Below are 14,552 nucleotides of genomic sequence, written 5' to 3'. Positions count from 1 at the left end.
TCGGGGGAGCGGTCCAGCGCGGCCGCTCCCCTTTATCGCATCGGGCCAAGACCCACGCTCTGCCAACGAAATTCCAAGTGTTCCAGGGGGACCAGACATGACCACGCCGCGGCTCGCATCGCTGCTGCTGCTTTCCACGACGATCCTCACGCCGAGCCTGGCGTGGGCGCAGGACAGCACCACTTCCACCACCGCCACCGATGCCGCGAGCCCGCAGGACGGGGCTGATGAGGGGCAGGCGCCCGACATCTCGGTCCCCGGCGGCGCGATCATCGTCACCGGCCAGCGCAGCCGCAACGTCATGCGCACCGCCCCGCAGGTCATCTCGGTGCTTTCCTCCGAGGAAATCGCCCGTACCGGCGAAGGCGACATCGCCGGCGCGCTGGGCCGCGTGACCGGCCTTTCGGTGGTCGGCAACGGCTACGTCTACGTGCGCGGCCTCGGCGACCGCTATTCGCTGGCCCTGCTCAACGGCTCGCCGCTGCCCAGCCCCGAGCCGCTCAAGCGCGTGGTCCCGCTCGACCTCTTCCCCACCAGCATCGTCGCCTCCTCGCTTGTCCAGAAGAGCTATTCGGCGAACTTCCCCGGCGAATTCGGCGGCGGCGTCATCAACCTCACCACCAAGGCGATCCCCGAGGAAAGCTTCCTCGAGTTCGGCGGCGGCCTGGGCTGGGACACCGAGACCACCAACAAGCTCGGCTACACCTACTACGGTTCGAAGACCGACTGGACGGGCTGGGACAACGGCAACCGTTCGGTCCCCTCGGCGCTGCAGGCCTATTTCAACAGTAACGAGGTCATCAATCCGACCAGCGACCTTGCCAAGGAACTTGGCGGCCAGCTGGTGACCAGCCGCAACGCGGTGGTCCAGAAGGATGACCACGTCCAGCCGAACTGGTCCGCCGACATCTCGGCCGGCACCCGGTTCGATCTCGGCGGCGCCACGCTCGGCGTGATCGCGGCGGCGGGTTATTCGAACAAGACCCAGACCAAGCAGATCACCCAGCAGCGCGCCCAGGGCGTGACCGCCGATCCCGACCAGCTGTTCGAGAACTTCACCGCGGTCAACACCGACAACCGCGTCGTCGCCAATGCCCTCGTCGGCATGGGCCTGGAGTGGGGCGAGAACTCGATCCGCTGGACCAACGTCTATATCCACGACACCGACAAGCACACCGGCCTGCGCCTCGGCAAGCGGGAGAACAACCCGAATGCCGACTACATGGAACAGACCACCGCGTGGTACGAGCGCCAGCTGATCGACACCCAGCTGGTCGGCGAGTTCAAGCCCGCCGACGACACCACCATCGACCTGCGCGCCGGTTATGCCAACTCCAAGCGTCTCGCGCCCTTCGAGATCAACGCCGAGTACCTGCGGACCAACACCGCAGCGGATCCTTACGGCGAATACTTCGTCAACCGTCTCGGCAACGGCAACCAGGACCCGACCACGATCACCTTCTCGCGCCTGAACGAGAACGTGTGGTCGGCCGGGGCCGACCTCTCGCACCAGTTCGCACCGGGCTGGACGGGCACGGTGGGTTATGCCTACCAGATCAACTCGCGCACCAACACGCGCCGGTCCTTCGCGATCTACGCCAATGGCGACCAGACGCAGATCTCGAATTTCGGCCTGCTGCGCCTCGACGTGCTGCTCCAGCCGGGCACCTGGTACCTGGCGGACAACGGCGTCAACTACGGCCTGGAACTGCGTGAACCCGACGCCTCGACCGCCCAGTTCGATTCGCGCCTGCTCAACCACGCCTTCTACGGCAAGCTCGACGGCCAGCTGACCGACGCACTGTCGTTCGATTTCGGCCTGCGCTGGGAATATGCCAAGGAATCGACGATCCTGCGCCCGATCGGTGCCGCCCCCAGCAAGGCGACCGATCTCAAGAACGAATATATCCTGCCCGCGCTGACGCTGACGTACGAAGTCCAGCCCGGCATGCAGGTGCGCGCCAGCGCGTCCAAGACGCTCGCCCGTCCGCAGTTCCGCGAACTGCTCTACCAACCCTACTTCGACCCCGACAGCAACCGCACCTACCAGGGCAACCCGTTCCTCGAGGACAGCCAGCTCTACAACGCCGAAGCGCGCTGGGAATGGTACTTCGCGCCGGATCAGCGGATCGCGGTGGGCGGTTTCTTCAAGCGGATCGACAATCCGATCGAATCGTTCCTGACCGGTTCGGAATCCTTCATCACCTCCTACGCCAACGCGCCCAAGGCCAACCTCTACGGCGCCGAGGTCGAGTTCCAGAAGTACGTGCCGCTGGACAGCTGGGGCGGCCTGTTCGAGACCCGCCGCCTGCTGCTGCTGGGCAACTACACCTTCACCAAGTCGGAACTGAAGGTGAAGGACGGCGATACCGTGCGCATCTACGGCGCCGGCACCGGCACCTCGCTCGCCACCGACTACTTCACCAACGGCGCGCCGCTGACCGGCCAGTCCAAGCACATCGCCAATACCCAGATCGGCTTCGAGGACACCGAAAGCCTGTCGCAGCAGACGATCCTGTTCAACTACGCCAGCAAGCGCGCGGTCAGCCGCGGCCTTGCCAACTCGGGCCAGCCGGACATCTTCGAATACCCCGGCCTGACCATCGACCTGGTGATCCGCCAGGGCATCAAGCTGTCGGAAGACAAGCAGATCGAGCTGAAGTTCGAAGGCCGCAACCTCACCGGCCGCAGCCATCGGGAATACCAGCAAATGGAAGACGGCAAGGTCAACTACAACACGTACGACCAGGGCCGCGTCTTCACGCTGTCCGCCTCGGCCAAGTTCTGATTTCCGTTCTCACCGGGAGGTCCTTGCCCTCCCGGCCGCACCTCAGGACCCGGTCGCCTCACGCGGCCGGGTCTTTTTTCGAGGGGCCTTTTTTTCGCCGGTTTTTTCTTTGCGCGCGGCACCGAAGCACGCTATGCGCCGGCCCGTCATCTGGGGAGTAGCCGCCTGCGTCCCCGCAGGACCCGTCGTCAACATACTTGGTCGAGAGACCATGGCGCACGGGAGGACGGATCACCGTCCGGGCGAGACCAATGGCGTTGCAGCTCCGTCCGGCCGGGCGGGTTCTGCCGCGCTATTGTCTTGTCTGTCGCCCGGCCCGGAGATTGCATTTGCCCGTCCTGTTCTCGTCAGCGCTGCTGACCTCGACCGCGGTGGTCGCCCTTGCCGAAATCGGCGACAAGACCCAGCTTCTGGCCATCGTCCTGGCCACCCGCTTCAAGAAGCCCTGGCCGATCGTCGCGGGCATCTTCGTGGCGACCATCGCCAACCACTTCCTCGCCGCCCTCGTCGGCGAACAGGCCTCTGCCTTCCTCGACGGCCAGTGGTTCCGCTACCTGATCGCGTTCAGCTTCATCGCCATGGCCGCCTGGACCCTGATCCCCGACAAGTTCGACGAGGACGACGAGCCCAAGCCCAGCCGCTTCGGCCCCTTCATCGCCACCGCCATCGCCTTTTTCCTGGTCGAGATGGGCGACAAGACCCAGATCGCGACGATCGCGCTCGGCGCCCGTTTCCAGAGCGTGATCCCGGTCATGGCCGGCACCACCATCGGCATGATGCTGGCCAACGTGCCCGCCGTGTTCCTCGGCAACGCCCTCATCAAGCGGGTGCCGCTCAACGTGGTGCGCACCGTGGCCGCGCTGCTGTTCCTGGTGATCGGCCTCTGGCTGCTCGCGCAGACCGCCGGCCTGCTGGGCTAGAACTTTGCCGGAATTGGCGGGAACATAAGAGGTTCCCGCCAATTTACCGGATCGTGGCCCCGGATCGTGAATAAGGAACAACCGCCGATGACGTGCGCAAGACTGGCCTGCATCGCCGCCTGTGCCGCGCTCGGTCTGGCCCCGGTCACCGCCAGCGCGGGCTTCTACAGCGGCGATGACCTCTACAAGACCTGCTCCGTCCCCAAGAAGGACAAGGCGTACGTCGAGCACTCCTACGAGTGCATCGCCTACATCACCGGCGCCGTCGACGCGTTCAACACCACGCGCGAGGCCAACAAGCTCAAGAGCTGCATTCCCGCGGACGTGACGATCAGCCGCCTGCGCGAGGTTACGCTCGCCTATCTCGAGGACAATCCCCGGAGCCTGAGCGCCCCCGCCTCCTCGCTGGTCTTCACCGCTACCCGCAAGGCCTGGCCCTGCCCCGCCGCAACGCCCGCGAAAAAGCCGGTGCCTGCGAAACGAAAAAAGCGATAATCGCCCCGGCGCCCTGCCCCTCGATGGCCCGCGCGGTCGCCCCGCGCTAGGCTCGCCTCCATAAAGGGAGAGCAGGCAGTGCGGGAATTGGGCTTCGGATATCTCTACGACATGCGCAATCCGGCGCCCTGGCACCGCGCGCCCGAGGCGCTGCATGCCGAAGTGCTGGACGTGATCGCCGAGACCGAAGCGCTCGGTTTCGATGGCGCCTGGGTGCCCGAGCATCATCTCGCCGAGGACGGCTACATGACCTCGCCCATGGTCCTGCTGGCCGCCATCGCCGCGCGCACGAAACGGATGGCGCTGGGCTCCGGCATCGCGCTTGCCCCGCTCTACGAACCGCTGCGATTTGCCGAGGATTGCGCGGTGCTCGATGCGCTCTCGGGCGGGCGGCTCAGGATGGGCCTCGCCATCGGCTACCGGGCGCGGGAATATGCCGCGCATGGGCTCGACTTCCGCAAGCGCGGCGCGCGTTTCGACGAGTTCCTGCACGTGGTCCGCAGGCTCTGGGCGGGCGAGACCGTGGATTTCACCGGCGAGCATTTCCGGCTGGAAGGCGCACGCATCGCCGCCCTCTCCAGCCGGGGGCAGGTGCCGCTCTACATCGGCGGCTTTGCGCCCAAGGCGATGGAGCGCGTCGCCAGATACGGCGACGGCTACTTCGGCAATGCCGAGGTCTGGCCGCTCTACCGCCAGAAGCTGGAGGAACAGGGCAAGGACCCGGCCGAGGCGCATGTCTGGGTGCAGGAACTCACGCTGGTCGTCGCGCACGACAAGGCGGCGGCGATGGAGGAGCTGGCACCGCACTTCCTGCACGTCACCAATTCCTATGCCGCCTGGATGGCGGAGGACAGCGCCGTGGGCATCGACGATCCGGCGATGAAGGCGATGGACCTCGCCAGCTTCAAGGCCAGCGGCGCGCTGCGCATCCTCACCCCCGCCGAGGCGATCGACCACTTCCGCCGCCTGCGCGGGACGGCGCCGGTGGAGCATGTGACGATGATGATGCCGCCCGGGCTTCCGGCGGAGCGTTTCCTTGCCTATGCCAAAGTCTTCGCGGACGAAGTCATTCCCGCGTTTCGGTGAGGCAGGATGGCAGAAGGTGTGCAAGTGACGGAACGGCGGGCGGCCTCGCCGCAGTCGGTAACGCGGGTGATCCGCCTGCTGGAAGCGCTCTGCGCCAGCAGCGAGCCGGTGTCGCTGGCCGATCTCAGCCGCCGCCTCGCCACGCCCAAGAGCAGCCTTGCCGCCCTGCTGCGCGGCCTTGCCGACGAGGGTTTCGTGATCGGCAGCGACGCCATGTGGCGGCTCGGCCCCGGCGCTTTCGGGCTGGGCAGCGCGCTGACCGAGGCCCGGCGGCGGCTCCAGAGTTCGGACCTGATCCGCGACGGCATGCGCCGCCTGAGCACCGCCAGCGGCGAGACGGTGCTGCTCGCGGTCGGCGATACGCAGGGCGAGAGCATGACTTATGTCGACCTCGTCGAAAGCGCGCATGTGGTGCGGTATCTCGTTGCCATCGGTGACCGGCGCCCGTTCTATGCAACCGCGGGCGGCCGCGCGCTGCTGGCGACCTGCTCGGCCGAGGCGGTGGAGAGCTACCTCAAGCGGCTCAACGCCCAGCGCCTCGCGCCGACGACCCTGGTGGACCGCGCCGGGCTGCGCGCGGCTATAGAGGCGGCGCGGGAGCAGGGTTATGCGCAGACGGTCGATCAGGCGGCGGAAGGCGTTACCGGCACGGCGGCGGTGATCCGCGATGCGGCGGGGCAGGTCCTCGGCGCGCTGGTGATCGCCGCGCCGACCGCGCGCGCGGGGGACCGGCTGGCGGAATTGGCGCGATTGGTCGTGGCGGAAGCGGCGCTGATCTCCCGCAGCCTGGGGTTCCGGTAGAACTTACGCCGCGCTGAGCAGTCCGCGATCGCCCTCCAGCGCCGCTGTCAGCGCCGCGAGGAACTGATCGGTGGCCCGCTCCCACGAAAACTGCGCGCCGAGCGCGGCCGCATCCATGCGTTCGACCTTCAGGGCAGCGCGAATGGCCACGGCAAGGTCTTTGTCCACGCCGCCTGCCGGACGGGCCAGCGGTTCGTCCACCCCGCAGCCGTCAAGGCCAAGGATGTCGACCGGCCCGGTCACCGGGAAACTGGCGACCGGTGTGCCGCAGGCCAGCGCCTCGATCACCACGAGGCCGAAGGTGTCGGTCAGGCTGGGAAACACGAAGCAATCGGCGGTGCGGTAGGCGCTCGCCAGTTCCTTGCCCGCCAAGGCCCCGAGGAAATGGACATGCGGATAGCGGCGCTTCAGGCTGTCCAGCGCCGGACCGTCGCCCACCACCACCTTGCTGCCCGGCACATCGGCGTCGAGGAAGGCTTCGAGGTTCTTTTCCGGCGCCACGCGGCCGACATTGAGCATGACCGGTCCCGGCAGCGCGGCCATCAGCGGATGACGCGGGCCCTCGGCGCGGAACAGGGTGTGGTCGATGCCCCGGCTCCAGCGCCGGGTATGGCCGATACCGCGCCCGGCGAGTTCGGCGGCGAGGCTCTGGGTGGAGACCAGAACCGCCTGGCTCGGGGCATGGAAGCGCTGCATGATCGGCCAGAACCGCTCGGCACTGATCCCGGTGCGCACCGAAGCATATTCGGGAAAGCGCGTGTGGAACGCGGAAGTGAACGGCACCCCGCGCGAGAGGCACCAGCCGCGCGCGGCCCAGCCGATCGGGCCTTCGGTGGCGATATGGACGATGTCGGGCCGGGTCCGGTCAAGCATGCGCCGCACCCCGAAACGCGGTGCCATGGCGAGGCGGATCGAGGCGTAACCCGGCATCGGCACGGTCAGGAACAGGTCGGGCGTCAGCGTATCGACTTCGTGACCGCGCCGGGTAAGCTCATCCAGAGTGGTGGTGAGCGAGCGGACGACGCCGTTGACCTGGGGGAGCCAGGCGTCGGTCGCCAGCGTCAGCTTCACTCGGCGGCCTCCAGATGGGCGTCCGCCGGGGCGGTGTGCCCTCCGGTTTCCGCGATCCAGTCGAGGATCGAAAGATGCCCCGCCGCGTCTTCCACCAGCGCGGTGCAGCTTTCCACCCAGTCGCCGTCGTTGTAATAGGTGATTCCGCCGAATTCGCGGATTTCCGCGCAGTGGATATGGCCGCAGACCACGCCGTCGAAGCCGCGGTTGATGGCTTCCGTGGCCACCGCTTCCTCGAAGCTGCAGACGTACTGGACGGCGTTCTTGACCTTCTTTTTCATGTAGGCCGAGAGCGACCAGTAGGGCATCTTCAGCTTGCGGCGCACTGCGTTGAACACGATGTTCGCCCGCAGCAGCGCGCCGTAGGCCTTGTCGCCCAGGAACGCGAGCCACTTGTGGTAGAGCACCACGCCGTCGAAGGCATCGCCATGCGTCACCAGCAGGCGGCGGCCGTCCTTGGTTTCGTGCACCGCTTCCAGCACCAGTTCGACACCGCCGAAGGTGAGGCCCGCATAGTCGCGCAGCATCTCGTCATGGTTGCCGGCCACAAAGACCACGCGGGTGCCGCGGTGCGCCATCTTGAGGATGCGGCGGATCACCTCGTTGTGTGCGTCGGGCCAGTACCAGCCCTTGGAAAGCCGCCAGCCGTCGACGATGTCGCCCACCAGATAGAGCGTCCTGCACTCGACCGAGCGCAGGAAGTCCACCAGCATCTCGGCATTGCAGCCGCGCGTGCCGAGGTGGATGTCGGAAATCCACACGGTTTCGTATTTGCGCTTGGGGCGGAAGCCCTTGGGATCGGGCAAGTCCAGCCAGGCCGGAATATTGCCACCGCCATCACCGCCGCCAAGGCCGTAGGCACCGCGTTCGAGAAGAGCCTGCATGTCGTTGCGCATCGATCCGGACCCCGTTTCTGCCCCGTTCCAGCTCTGTCATATTTCGCATGGACGCGTTGCGCGGGCGTGACGGTTGCGGGTCACTTCGATGACAGCGACGGCGGCAGGCGGATCGCCCTTCAAAGTACTGCCAATTTCTTGGGCATGTCATCGATATGTCACTTGCTCGTCACACTGACGCGGCAATTACCCGCTCGCAACAACTCGCGACACGGGGCTGGAGCAGTTTGCGAACCGCTCAGATCGGTTCGAACACTCCCGTTTCCCGTTTTCGCATTTTCCAAGTCATCGGGTGTTCCACCTGATGCGAAAAACGCTCCAGGGGGGTCATGAAGCGGATCGATATCTTCCTGGCATGCGAGCTTTCCGGCGGACTCGCGGCCTTTCGTCATGACGATTTCGACGTCGTGCTGCATCGCTGGCACGACAGCGGAGAGCTGCCGCTGATCGAAGGCGCGCTCTGGGTGTTCATCGACTGGGTGCTGCCGGAAATGTCCGGCCTCGAACTGTGCCGCCGCCTGCGCGCCGACGGGCTGACGCAGAATGCCCATGTGACGATGGTGCTGGAAGAGGACAACCAGGAAGACCGCAAGCGCGCGCTGCGCATGGGCGCGGACGACTATATCGTCGGCCCGCTGACCCGCGGCGCCTTGCTCGACCGGGTGCTGGGCGCCAATATCGGCGAACAGGAAAGCATCGGGCTGCGGGTGCTGGCCCAGGGTGAACTCTCGGTCGACGTCGCCGCCTTCCAGGCGCGCTGGCAGGGCAAGCCGATCGCGCTGATGCCCAACGAGCTACGCCTGCTGCGTTATTTCATCGAGCACCCCGGCCGCGTGTTCACCCGCACCCAGCTGATCGCCGCGCTCGGCAAGCAGGAACCGGCAGTGGACGAACGCACCGTGGACGTGTGGATCGGCCGCCTGCGCCGCGCCCTCAAGGGCGTGGGCGCGGGCAACCCGCTGCGCACCGTGCGCTCGCTGGGGTATGTCTTCGATACGGCCTAGGCGGCGTGGACAAATTCCGCCTTGCCACGGCTGGAGACAAAAGCCGTCAATTCAAGAAGGTGAGGCGCAGGAGTATGTCGATACTTCCAGCCGAGCCGACGCCGAAGGGACGGCTTTTGCCTCCAGCCCCGTAGGGGTTGCCCTGCAAGCTGCGCCAGCAGCGTTGCTCCGCCTTGAAAGAGGCCCGCTCTTCCTGCGGCTTCGCGCCTTGCTGGCGCAGCTTGCAGGGCAACCGTGGCAATGCGGAATTTGTCCACGCCGCCTAGAACTTGTAGCCCAGCCCCACGGCGACCATGTCGGCATCGGGTTCGCCGTCGCCGATCAGCACGTGCTTGTATTCGAGCTTGGCGTAGACGCTTTTGTTGAGATCCTGCTCCCATCCGGTGCTGAGGCCGACCGCGCTGCCGCATTCGCGGCAGTCCTTGGTCTGCCAGTTCGCCGCCGCGTAGAGCTTGGCGCCCGGCAGCACACGGGCGCCGACACGGCCGCCCACGCCCCAGACCACGCGGGTATCATCGGCAAGCGTCTTTTCCGCAAGGCCTTCGGCCCCGACGAAGAAACGCTCGCCCAGATCGACGTCATAGCCCACCGCCGCGCCGGCGACAGCATGGGTATCCTCGCGGTTCCAGATCACGCCGCCGGTGCCTTCGACATAGGCCTCGTCGGCAAGCGCGGGGGTGGCGAAGGTAACGGCGAGGGTAGCGGCGGGCGAAACGAATGCCGCGCAAAGCAGCAGGGGCAGGTGGCGCATGATCAAACCTCGGATAGCCGGTGCGCCGCCCGGAGGAGGTATAGGGCCGGGCAGCGCTGGCGCCGCCTTAGACCTTGCGATTGTGAGATAACATTGCTGATCCCTGCCCGGCACTTGCAGTTTTCGGAAGCGGGACGCGGCCGATCGGATCGGGGCCCTGAAATTCGGTCCTAAAACTCCGCCCTAGAATTCGGCCCAGTCATCCCCCGAAGCGGCCGGGCTCAGGGCAAGATTGCCGCTGACCGGCGGCAGCGCCGCAAGGCGCGGCGCCGGGCTGGCCGGGCGCTCGGAGGCACTGCCCCCCGGCACCGAAACCGGTAGCGACGGCACCGATGGCGACGACGCCGCGCGGCGAGACGAGGCCTTGGCGCCCCCTTTCAGCCGGAAGCGCCCGGTCAGTCCGGAGAGTTGCTCGGCCTCGGAGGCCAGGCTGCGGGCGGCCGCCGCGGTCTGCTCGACCATGGCGGCGTTCTGCTGGACCATCTGGTCCATGTTGATCACGGCCTTGCCGATGTCGCCCAGGGTATCGGCCTGCAGTTCCGCGCCCTTGGCGATGGCATCGACCAGTGCGTTCACCTCGGCGATCTTCGTGCCGATGCGCTCCAGCATGCGCCCGGTCTGCCCGACCAGGTCAACCCCCTGGCTCACCTGGGTGGAGGAATTGGTGATGAGCGCGCGGATGTCGCGCGCGGCGTCGGAGGAACGCTGGGCCAGTGCCCGCACTTCGTTGGCGACAACGGCAAACCCCTTGCCGGCATCGCCCGCGCGCGCTGCCTCGACCCCGGCATTGAGCGCCAGGAGATTCGTCTGGAAGGCGATACCGTCGATCAGGTCGATGATCTGGTTGATCTCCAGCGAACTCTTCTCGATCGCCGCCATCGCCGTGATGGCACTGCGTACAACCGAGGCACCCTCGTCGGCATCGCCGTGCGCGGCGGTCACCGCGTTGCGCACGTCGGCCGCGCTGCGGGCAGTCTCGCCGACCATGCCGGTCACATGCTTCATCGAGGCCGTGGTCTGCTCCAGCGTTGCGGCCTGCAGTTCGGTACGTTCGGCCAGGTCGTCCGAGGCGGCGCGGATCTCCGCCGAGCCCGAGCGCACGCATTCGGCCGAGGCGACCACTTGCCCCATGCTCCCCTCGAGACCGCCTACGGTGCGGTTGAAACTCGCGCGCAGACCTTCATAGGCCGCGGCGAAAGGCTGGGCGAGCTGGGTGGTCATGTCGCCCTGCTCGATCGCCGAAAGGCCGCGTTCGAGCCCCTCGACCACGGCCTGCTGTTCGCCCGCGCTGCGCTGGACTTGCGCGGCATTGTCGCGAAACACCGCCATGGCCTTGGTCATGCGGCCCACGCAGTCGTTGTGGTCGGTGAAGCGGATGGGACTGGAAAGATCGCCGCCCGCCAGCGCCTCCATGCGCACCACGGTCTCGACATAAGGGTCGCAGATCAGCCTGCCGCTGATCCGGACCGTCACCAGCCCGCCCGCCAGCGCCAGAACCGCGCAGCCGATTCCGGGGATCATCCAGCCGAATGCGGCAAGGGCAGCCCCAAGCAGGCCCACCAGCCCCCAGAGCCCGTGAAGATAGAGCAGCGCCCGGAACTTGGCGCGGATCGGAGCCTCTTTCTCGAACCAATCGAACATGCCTGCCCTTCCCGAAGCCAGTCCCTGGATCCTGACTTGCGCCGGATCTGGCGCGCAGCGTGCCAAAGGCGATCTGCAAGAGAGCGATTTATCCGGTATTTGCAAAGGATTGGCAGACCCCATGCTAGGGGCAATCATGTAGTGGAAAGCGCCTTGGAGCGCGCAAACGCCTAACCGGCATCGCCTCCCCGGCCTGTCCGCCGGGCGCACCAACCGCGCCGGGCACAAAAAAGGCAGCGTTTCCGCTGCCTTCTTGCTTCGATACGGTCCGGCAAAAGCCGATCAGAACGGGATGTCGTCGTCGAGGTCGTCGCCGAAGCCGCCGCCCGAGGACGAAGGCGTGCGGCCCCATTCGTCGCCGCCGCCCGAAGAGCCGCCCGACGAACCGCCCGAACGGCCCCATTCGTTGCCGCCCGACGAACCGCCGCCCGAACGGCCACCGCCGCCGTAGCCGCCGCCCGAGGAACCGCCTTCGTTCCAGCCGCCGCCGGAACCGCCACGGGCACCGCCGCCGCCGCCCTGCGCGCCGTCCAGCATCGTCAGCACGCCGCCGACGCCACCAACCGAGACTTCGGTGGTGTAGCGGTCGTTACCGTTCTGGTCCTGCCACTTGCGCGTGCGCAGCTGGCCTTCGATGTAGATCTTCGAACCCTTGCGCAGGAACCGCTCGACCACGCCGACCAGACCTTCGCTCTGGATCACCACCGAGTGCCACTCGGTGCGTTCCTTGCGCTCGCCAGTGGCGCGGTCCTTCCAGCTTTCCGAGGTCGCGATGCGCAGATTGGCGATGCGGCCGCCGTTCTGGAACGACTTCACCTCGGGATCGGCACCCAGGTTGCCGATCAGAATGACCTTGTTGACGCTGCCTGCCATGATGGAATCGCTTTCTTCTGAATCTTGGCGAACGGGGTAGCGAATGGGGGCCGGCGATGCGAGTCTGAAGCCCCCGGTTTTCTACAGGCCCGGTTTGCTAGGCGGCGTGGACAAATTCCTCGAGGTCACGACCGGAGGCAAAACCCGTCAATTCAAGGAGATGAGGCGCAGGACTATGTCGATAGTTCAAGCCGAACCGACGCCGAAGTGGCGGGTTTTGGTCCGGCCCCTTCGGGGTAGCCCCCATTTGCCCCCCGGCAGCGTTGCACGGCCTTGAAAGAGAACCACTCTTCCCGCGTCCGCGCGCCTCGCCGGGGGGCACATGGGGGCTATCGTGACCTCGAGGAATTTGTCCACGCCGCCTAGAGCCCCGCGCTCACCGCGATCCAGTAGGTCGCCCCCGCCGCGATGTAGGCCAGGCCGAACAGGTAGGCGAGCATGAAGGCCGGCCACTTCCAGCCGTTGGTCTCGCGCCGGGTGACGGCGATGGTGGACATGCACTGCGGCGCGAAGACGAACCACGCCAGGAACGCCAGCGCCATCGGCAGGGTCCAGCGGCCCTTCAGCCGGTCACCCAGTTCGACGGCCTGCTTGTCCTCGTTATCGCCCGCGTCCACCGCGTAAGTCGTCGCCAGCGACGAGACCGCCACCTCGCGCGCGGCCATGGCCGGGATCAGCGCCAGCGCCATGTCGCGGTTGAAGCCGATCGGCTCCACCACCACGGCAAGGCCATTGGCGATCTTGCCCGCGATCGAGGCATCGACCTGGCTCTCGCCGGGCTTCGCCTGCGGGAAGTTCAGCAGCACCCAGAGCACCACGGTGACGGTGAAGATGATCGTGCCGGCGCGGCGCAGGAAGATCCAGGCGCGCTGCCACAGGCCGATCGCCATGTCCTTGAGGCGGGGCAGCTGGTACTTGGGCAGTTCCATGATGAAGCCCGAAGCCGCGCCCTTGGTGACCGTACTGCGCAGCACCAGCGCCACCACCATGGCCCCGACGATGCCCGCGACGTAGAGCGAGAACAGCACCAGCCCCTGGAGATGCACGCCGCCGCCCACGGCCGTGTTGGGGATGAAGGCGCCGATGATCACCGCATAGACCGGCAGGCGCGCCGAACAGGTCATCATCGGGGCGACCAGGATCGTCGTCAGCCGGTCCTTGGGATCGGTGATCGAGCGGGTCGCCATGATGCCGGGAATGGCGCAGGCGAAGCTCGACAGCAGCGGAATGAAGCTGCGGCCGGACAGGCCGACAAACGACATCAGCCGGTCCATCAGGAAGGCGGCGCGGGCCATGTAGCCCGAGGCCTCCAGCGCCAGGATGAAGGCGAAGAGGATGACGATCTGCGGCAGGAACACCACGACCGCACCCACGCCCGCGATCACCCCGTCGGTCAGCAGATCGCGCAGCAGGCCGGCGGGAAGCGCCGCCTTGACGCTGTCGTGCAGCCAGCTCGCGCTGGCATCGAGGGCATCGGCGAAAGGCGTCGCCCAGGCGAACACCGCCTGGAACATCACGAAGAACACGCCCATCATGATCAGGAAGCCGAGCCAGGGGTGCAGCAGCACCTTGTCGAGCCGGGCATGGAGGCGGTGGCGCTTCGATTCGGAGAGGATCGCCGCATCGGCCATGGCATGGGCGGCCACGCGGCGCTCGGTGGCGCCGAGCGCGGTGAGGCCGGGGCCGGGATGGCGGGTTTCGGCGGACGCGATCGCCTCGGCCAGTTCGACAAGACCGCGGCGGCGCACGGCGACGGTCGAGACGACCCGCACGCCCAGTTCTTCCTGCAGCACGGCAGGGTCGATCACCAGCCCGTCCCGCTCGGCAAGATCGACCATGTTGAGCGCGACGACGGTCGGCTTGCCCAGCGCCAGCACTTCCTGCGCAAAGACGAGGTGCTGTTCGAGGTTGGAGGCGTCGAGCACCACCACCAGCACGTCGGGCGCGGCCTCGCCGGTGAACTGGCCGGCGATGACCTTGGCGGTCACTTCCTCGTCGGGGCTGGTGGCATCGAGGCTGTAGGCGCCCGGCAGGTCGGTCATCTCCACCGGTTCGCCGGTCGGCAGCACCAGGCGGCCGGACTTGCGCTCCACGGTGACGCCGGGATAGTTCGCGATCTTCTGGCGCGCGCCGGTCAGGGCGTTGAACAGCGCGCTCTTGCCCGCATTGGGATTGCCGACGAGGGCGACCTTGCGCTGGCGGCTCATGCGGCCACTCCTGAACTGG

At 66.9% G+C, this 14,552-nt stretch carries 12 protein-coding genes and 1 riboswitch; of the genes, 6 read left to right on the top strand and 6 right to left on the bottom strand.

Translation table 11 applies throughout. The annotated features are described in order from the left end of the window. Positions 1-97: 97 nt before the first annotated feature. The 5 genes from DM450_RS03135 to DM450_RS03115 all read left to right on the top strand — a co-directional run bounded on the left by DM450_RS03135 (position 98) and on the right by DM450_RS03115 (position 6,090). The gene (locus tag DM450_RS03135) at positions 98-2,788 is read left to right on the top strand and encodes a TonB-dependent receptor domain-containing protein (RefSeq protein ID WP_142632552.1); all 2,691 of its coding nucleotides are present in this window, start codon (positions 98-100) and stop codon (positions 2,786-2,788) included. 139 nt (positions 2,789-2,927) lie between these two features. Further along, positions 2,928-3,059: riboswitch (yybP-ykoY riboswitch) on the top strand. A 58-nt stretch (positions 3,060-3,117) separates the two neighbouring features. Continuing rightward, complete coding sequence (locus DM450_RS03130; protein WP_242526221.1) at positions 3,118-3,708, top strand: TMEM165/GDT1 family protein; 591 nt, start codon at positions 3,118-3,120, stop codon at positions 3,706-3,708. A gap of 87 nt (positions 3,709-3,795) precedes the next feature. Continuing rightward, positions 3,796-4,203 carry a Rap1a/Tai family immunity protein gene (locus tag DM450_RS03125; RefSeq protein WP_142632551.1) on the top strand — a complete coding sequence of 136 codons (408 nt, stop codon included), beginning with the start codon at positions 3,796-3,798 and terminating at the stop codon, positions 4,201-4,203. A gap of 78 nt (positions 4,204-4,281) precedes the next feature. Continuing rightward, positions 4,282-5,289 (top strand): LLM class flavin-dependent oxidoreductase, encoded by a 1,008-nt coding sequence (locus DM450_RS03120; protein ID WP_260610131.1) that lies wholly within the window; start codon positions 4,282-4,284, stop codon positions 5,287-5,289. A gap of 6 nt (positions 5,290-5,295) precedes the next feature. Next, positions 5,296-6,090, top strand: a complete 795-nt coding sequence (locus tag DM450_RS03115) for an IclR family transcriptional regulator (protein WP_142632550.1) — start codon at positions 5,296-5,298, stop codon at positions 6,088-6,090. Between the two features lie 3 nt (positions 6,091-6,093). Here the strand turns inward: DM450_RS03115 and DM450_RS03110 are convergent, their stop codons facing one another. Then, positions 6,094-7,161 (bottom strand): glycosyltransferase family 4 protein, encoded by a 1,068-nt coding sequence (locus tag DM450_RS03110; protein ID WP_142632549.1) that lies wholly within the window; start codon positions 7,159-7,161, stop codon positions 6,094-6,096. Continuing rightward, positions 7,158-8,057, bottom strand: a complete 900-nt coding sequence (locus tag DM450_RS03105; protein WP_142632548.1) for a UDP-2,3-diacylglucosamine diphosphatase — start codon at positions 8,055-8,057, stop codon at positions 7,158-7,160. Before DM450_RS03105 ends, DM450_RS03110 begins: the two co-directional genes overlap by 4 nt. Before the next feature lie 329 nt (positions 8,058-8,386). Between DM450_RS03105 and DM450_RS03100 the strand changes: the two genes are divergently transcribed. Next, the gene (locus tag DM450_RS03100; protein WP_142632547.1) at positions 8,387-9,061 is read left to right on the top strand and encodes a response regulator transcription factor; all 675 of its coding nucleotides are present in this window, start codon (positions 8,387-8,389) and stop codon (positions 9,059-9,061) included. 262 nt (positions 9,062-9,323) lie between these two features. On the opposite strand, the gene DM450_RS03095 is transcribed toward DM450_RS03100, so the two are convergent. The 4 genes from DM450_RS03095 to DM450_RS03080 form a co-directional block, all read right to left on the bottom strand. After that, the gene (locus DM450_RS03095) at positions 9,324-9,812 is read right to left on the bottom strand and encodes an outer membrane beta-barrel protein (protein ID WP_142632546.1); all 489 of its coding nucleotides are present in this window, start codon (positions 9,810-9,812) and stop codon (positions 9,324-9,326) included. Positions 9,813-9,995: 183 nt separating this feature from the next. Then, positions 9,996-11,453: a methyl-accepting chemotaxis protein gene (locus DM450_RS03090; protein WP_142632545.1), complete on the bottom strand. Its 1,458-nt coding sequence runs from the start codon at positions 11,451-11,453 to the stop codon at positions 9,996-9,998. A gap of 282 nt (positions 11,454-11,735) precedes the next feature. After that, complete coding sequence (ssb, locus tag DM450_RS03085) at positions 11,736-12,326, bottom strand: single-stranded DNA-binding protein (RefSeq protein WP_142632544.1); 591 nt, start codon at positions 12,324-12,326, stop codon at positions 11,736-11,738. Between the two features lie 362 nt (positions 12,327-12,688). Continuing rightward, entirely contained in the window at positions 12,689-14,533 is a 1,845-nt protein-coding gene (locus DM450_RS03080) for a ferrous iron transporter B (protein ID WP_142632543.1), read from the bottom strand. Positions 14,534-14,552 lie beyond the last annotated feature (19 nt).

This window comes from Sphingomonas sp. IC081, from assembly GCF_006874585.1.
Lineage (GTDB): Bacteria > Pseudomonadota > Alphaproteobacteria > Sphingomonadales > Sphingomonadaceae > Novosphingobium.
The sequence above is the reverse complement of the archived record's forward strand: the minus strand, read 5'-3'. Positions and strand labels throughout refer to the sequence as shown.

Coding starts and splice junctions, on each gene's coding strand:
- DM450_RS03115 (WP_142632550.1), top strand. CDS start 5,296: ATGGCAGAAGGTGTGCAAGTGACGGAACGGCGGGCGGCCTCGCCGCAG.
- DM450_RS03125 (WP_142632551.1), top strand. CDS start 3,796: ATGACGTGCGCAAGACTGGCCTGCATCGCCGCCTGTGCCGCGCTCGGT.
- ssb (WP_142632544.1), bottom strand. CDS start 12,326: ATGGCAGGCAGCGTCAACAAGGTCATTCTGATCGGCAACCTGGGTGCC.
- DM450_RS03100 (WP_142632547.1), top strand. CDS start 8,387: ATGAAGCGGATCGATATCTTCCTGGCATGCGAGCTTTCCGGCGGACTC.
- DM450_RS03105 (WP_142632548.1), bottom strand. CDS start 8,057: ATGCGCAACGACATGCAGGCTCTTCTCGAACGCGGTGCCTACGGCCTT.
- DM450_RS03135 (WP_142632552.1), top strand. CDS start 98: ATGACCACGCCGCGGCTCGCATCGCTGCTGCTGCTTTCCACGACGATC.
- DM450_RS03090 (WP_142632545.1), bottom strand. CDS start 11,453: ATGTTCGATTGGTTCGAGAAAGAGGCTCCGATCCGCGCCAAGTTCCGG.
- DM450_RS03095 (WP_142632546.1), bottom strand. CDS start 9,812: ATGCGCCACCTGCCCCTGCTGCTTTGCGCGGCATTCGTTTCGCCCGCC.
- DM450_RS03080 (WP_142632543.1), bottom strand. CDS start 14,533: ATGAGCCGCCAGCGCAAGGTCGCCCTCGTCGGCAATCCCAATGCGGGC.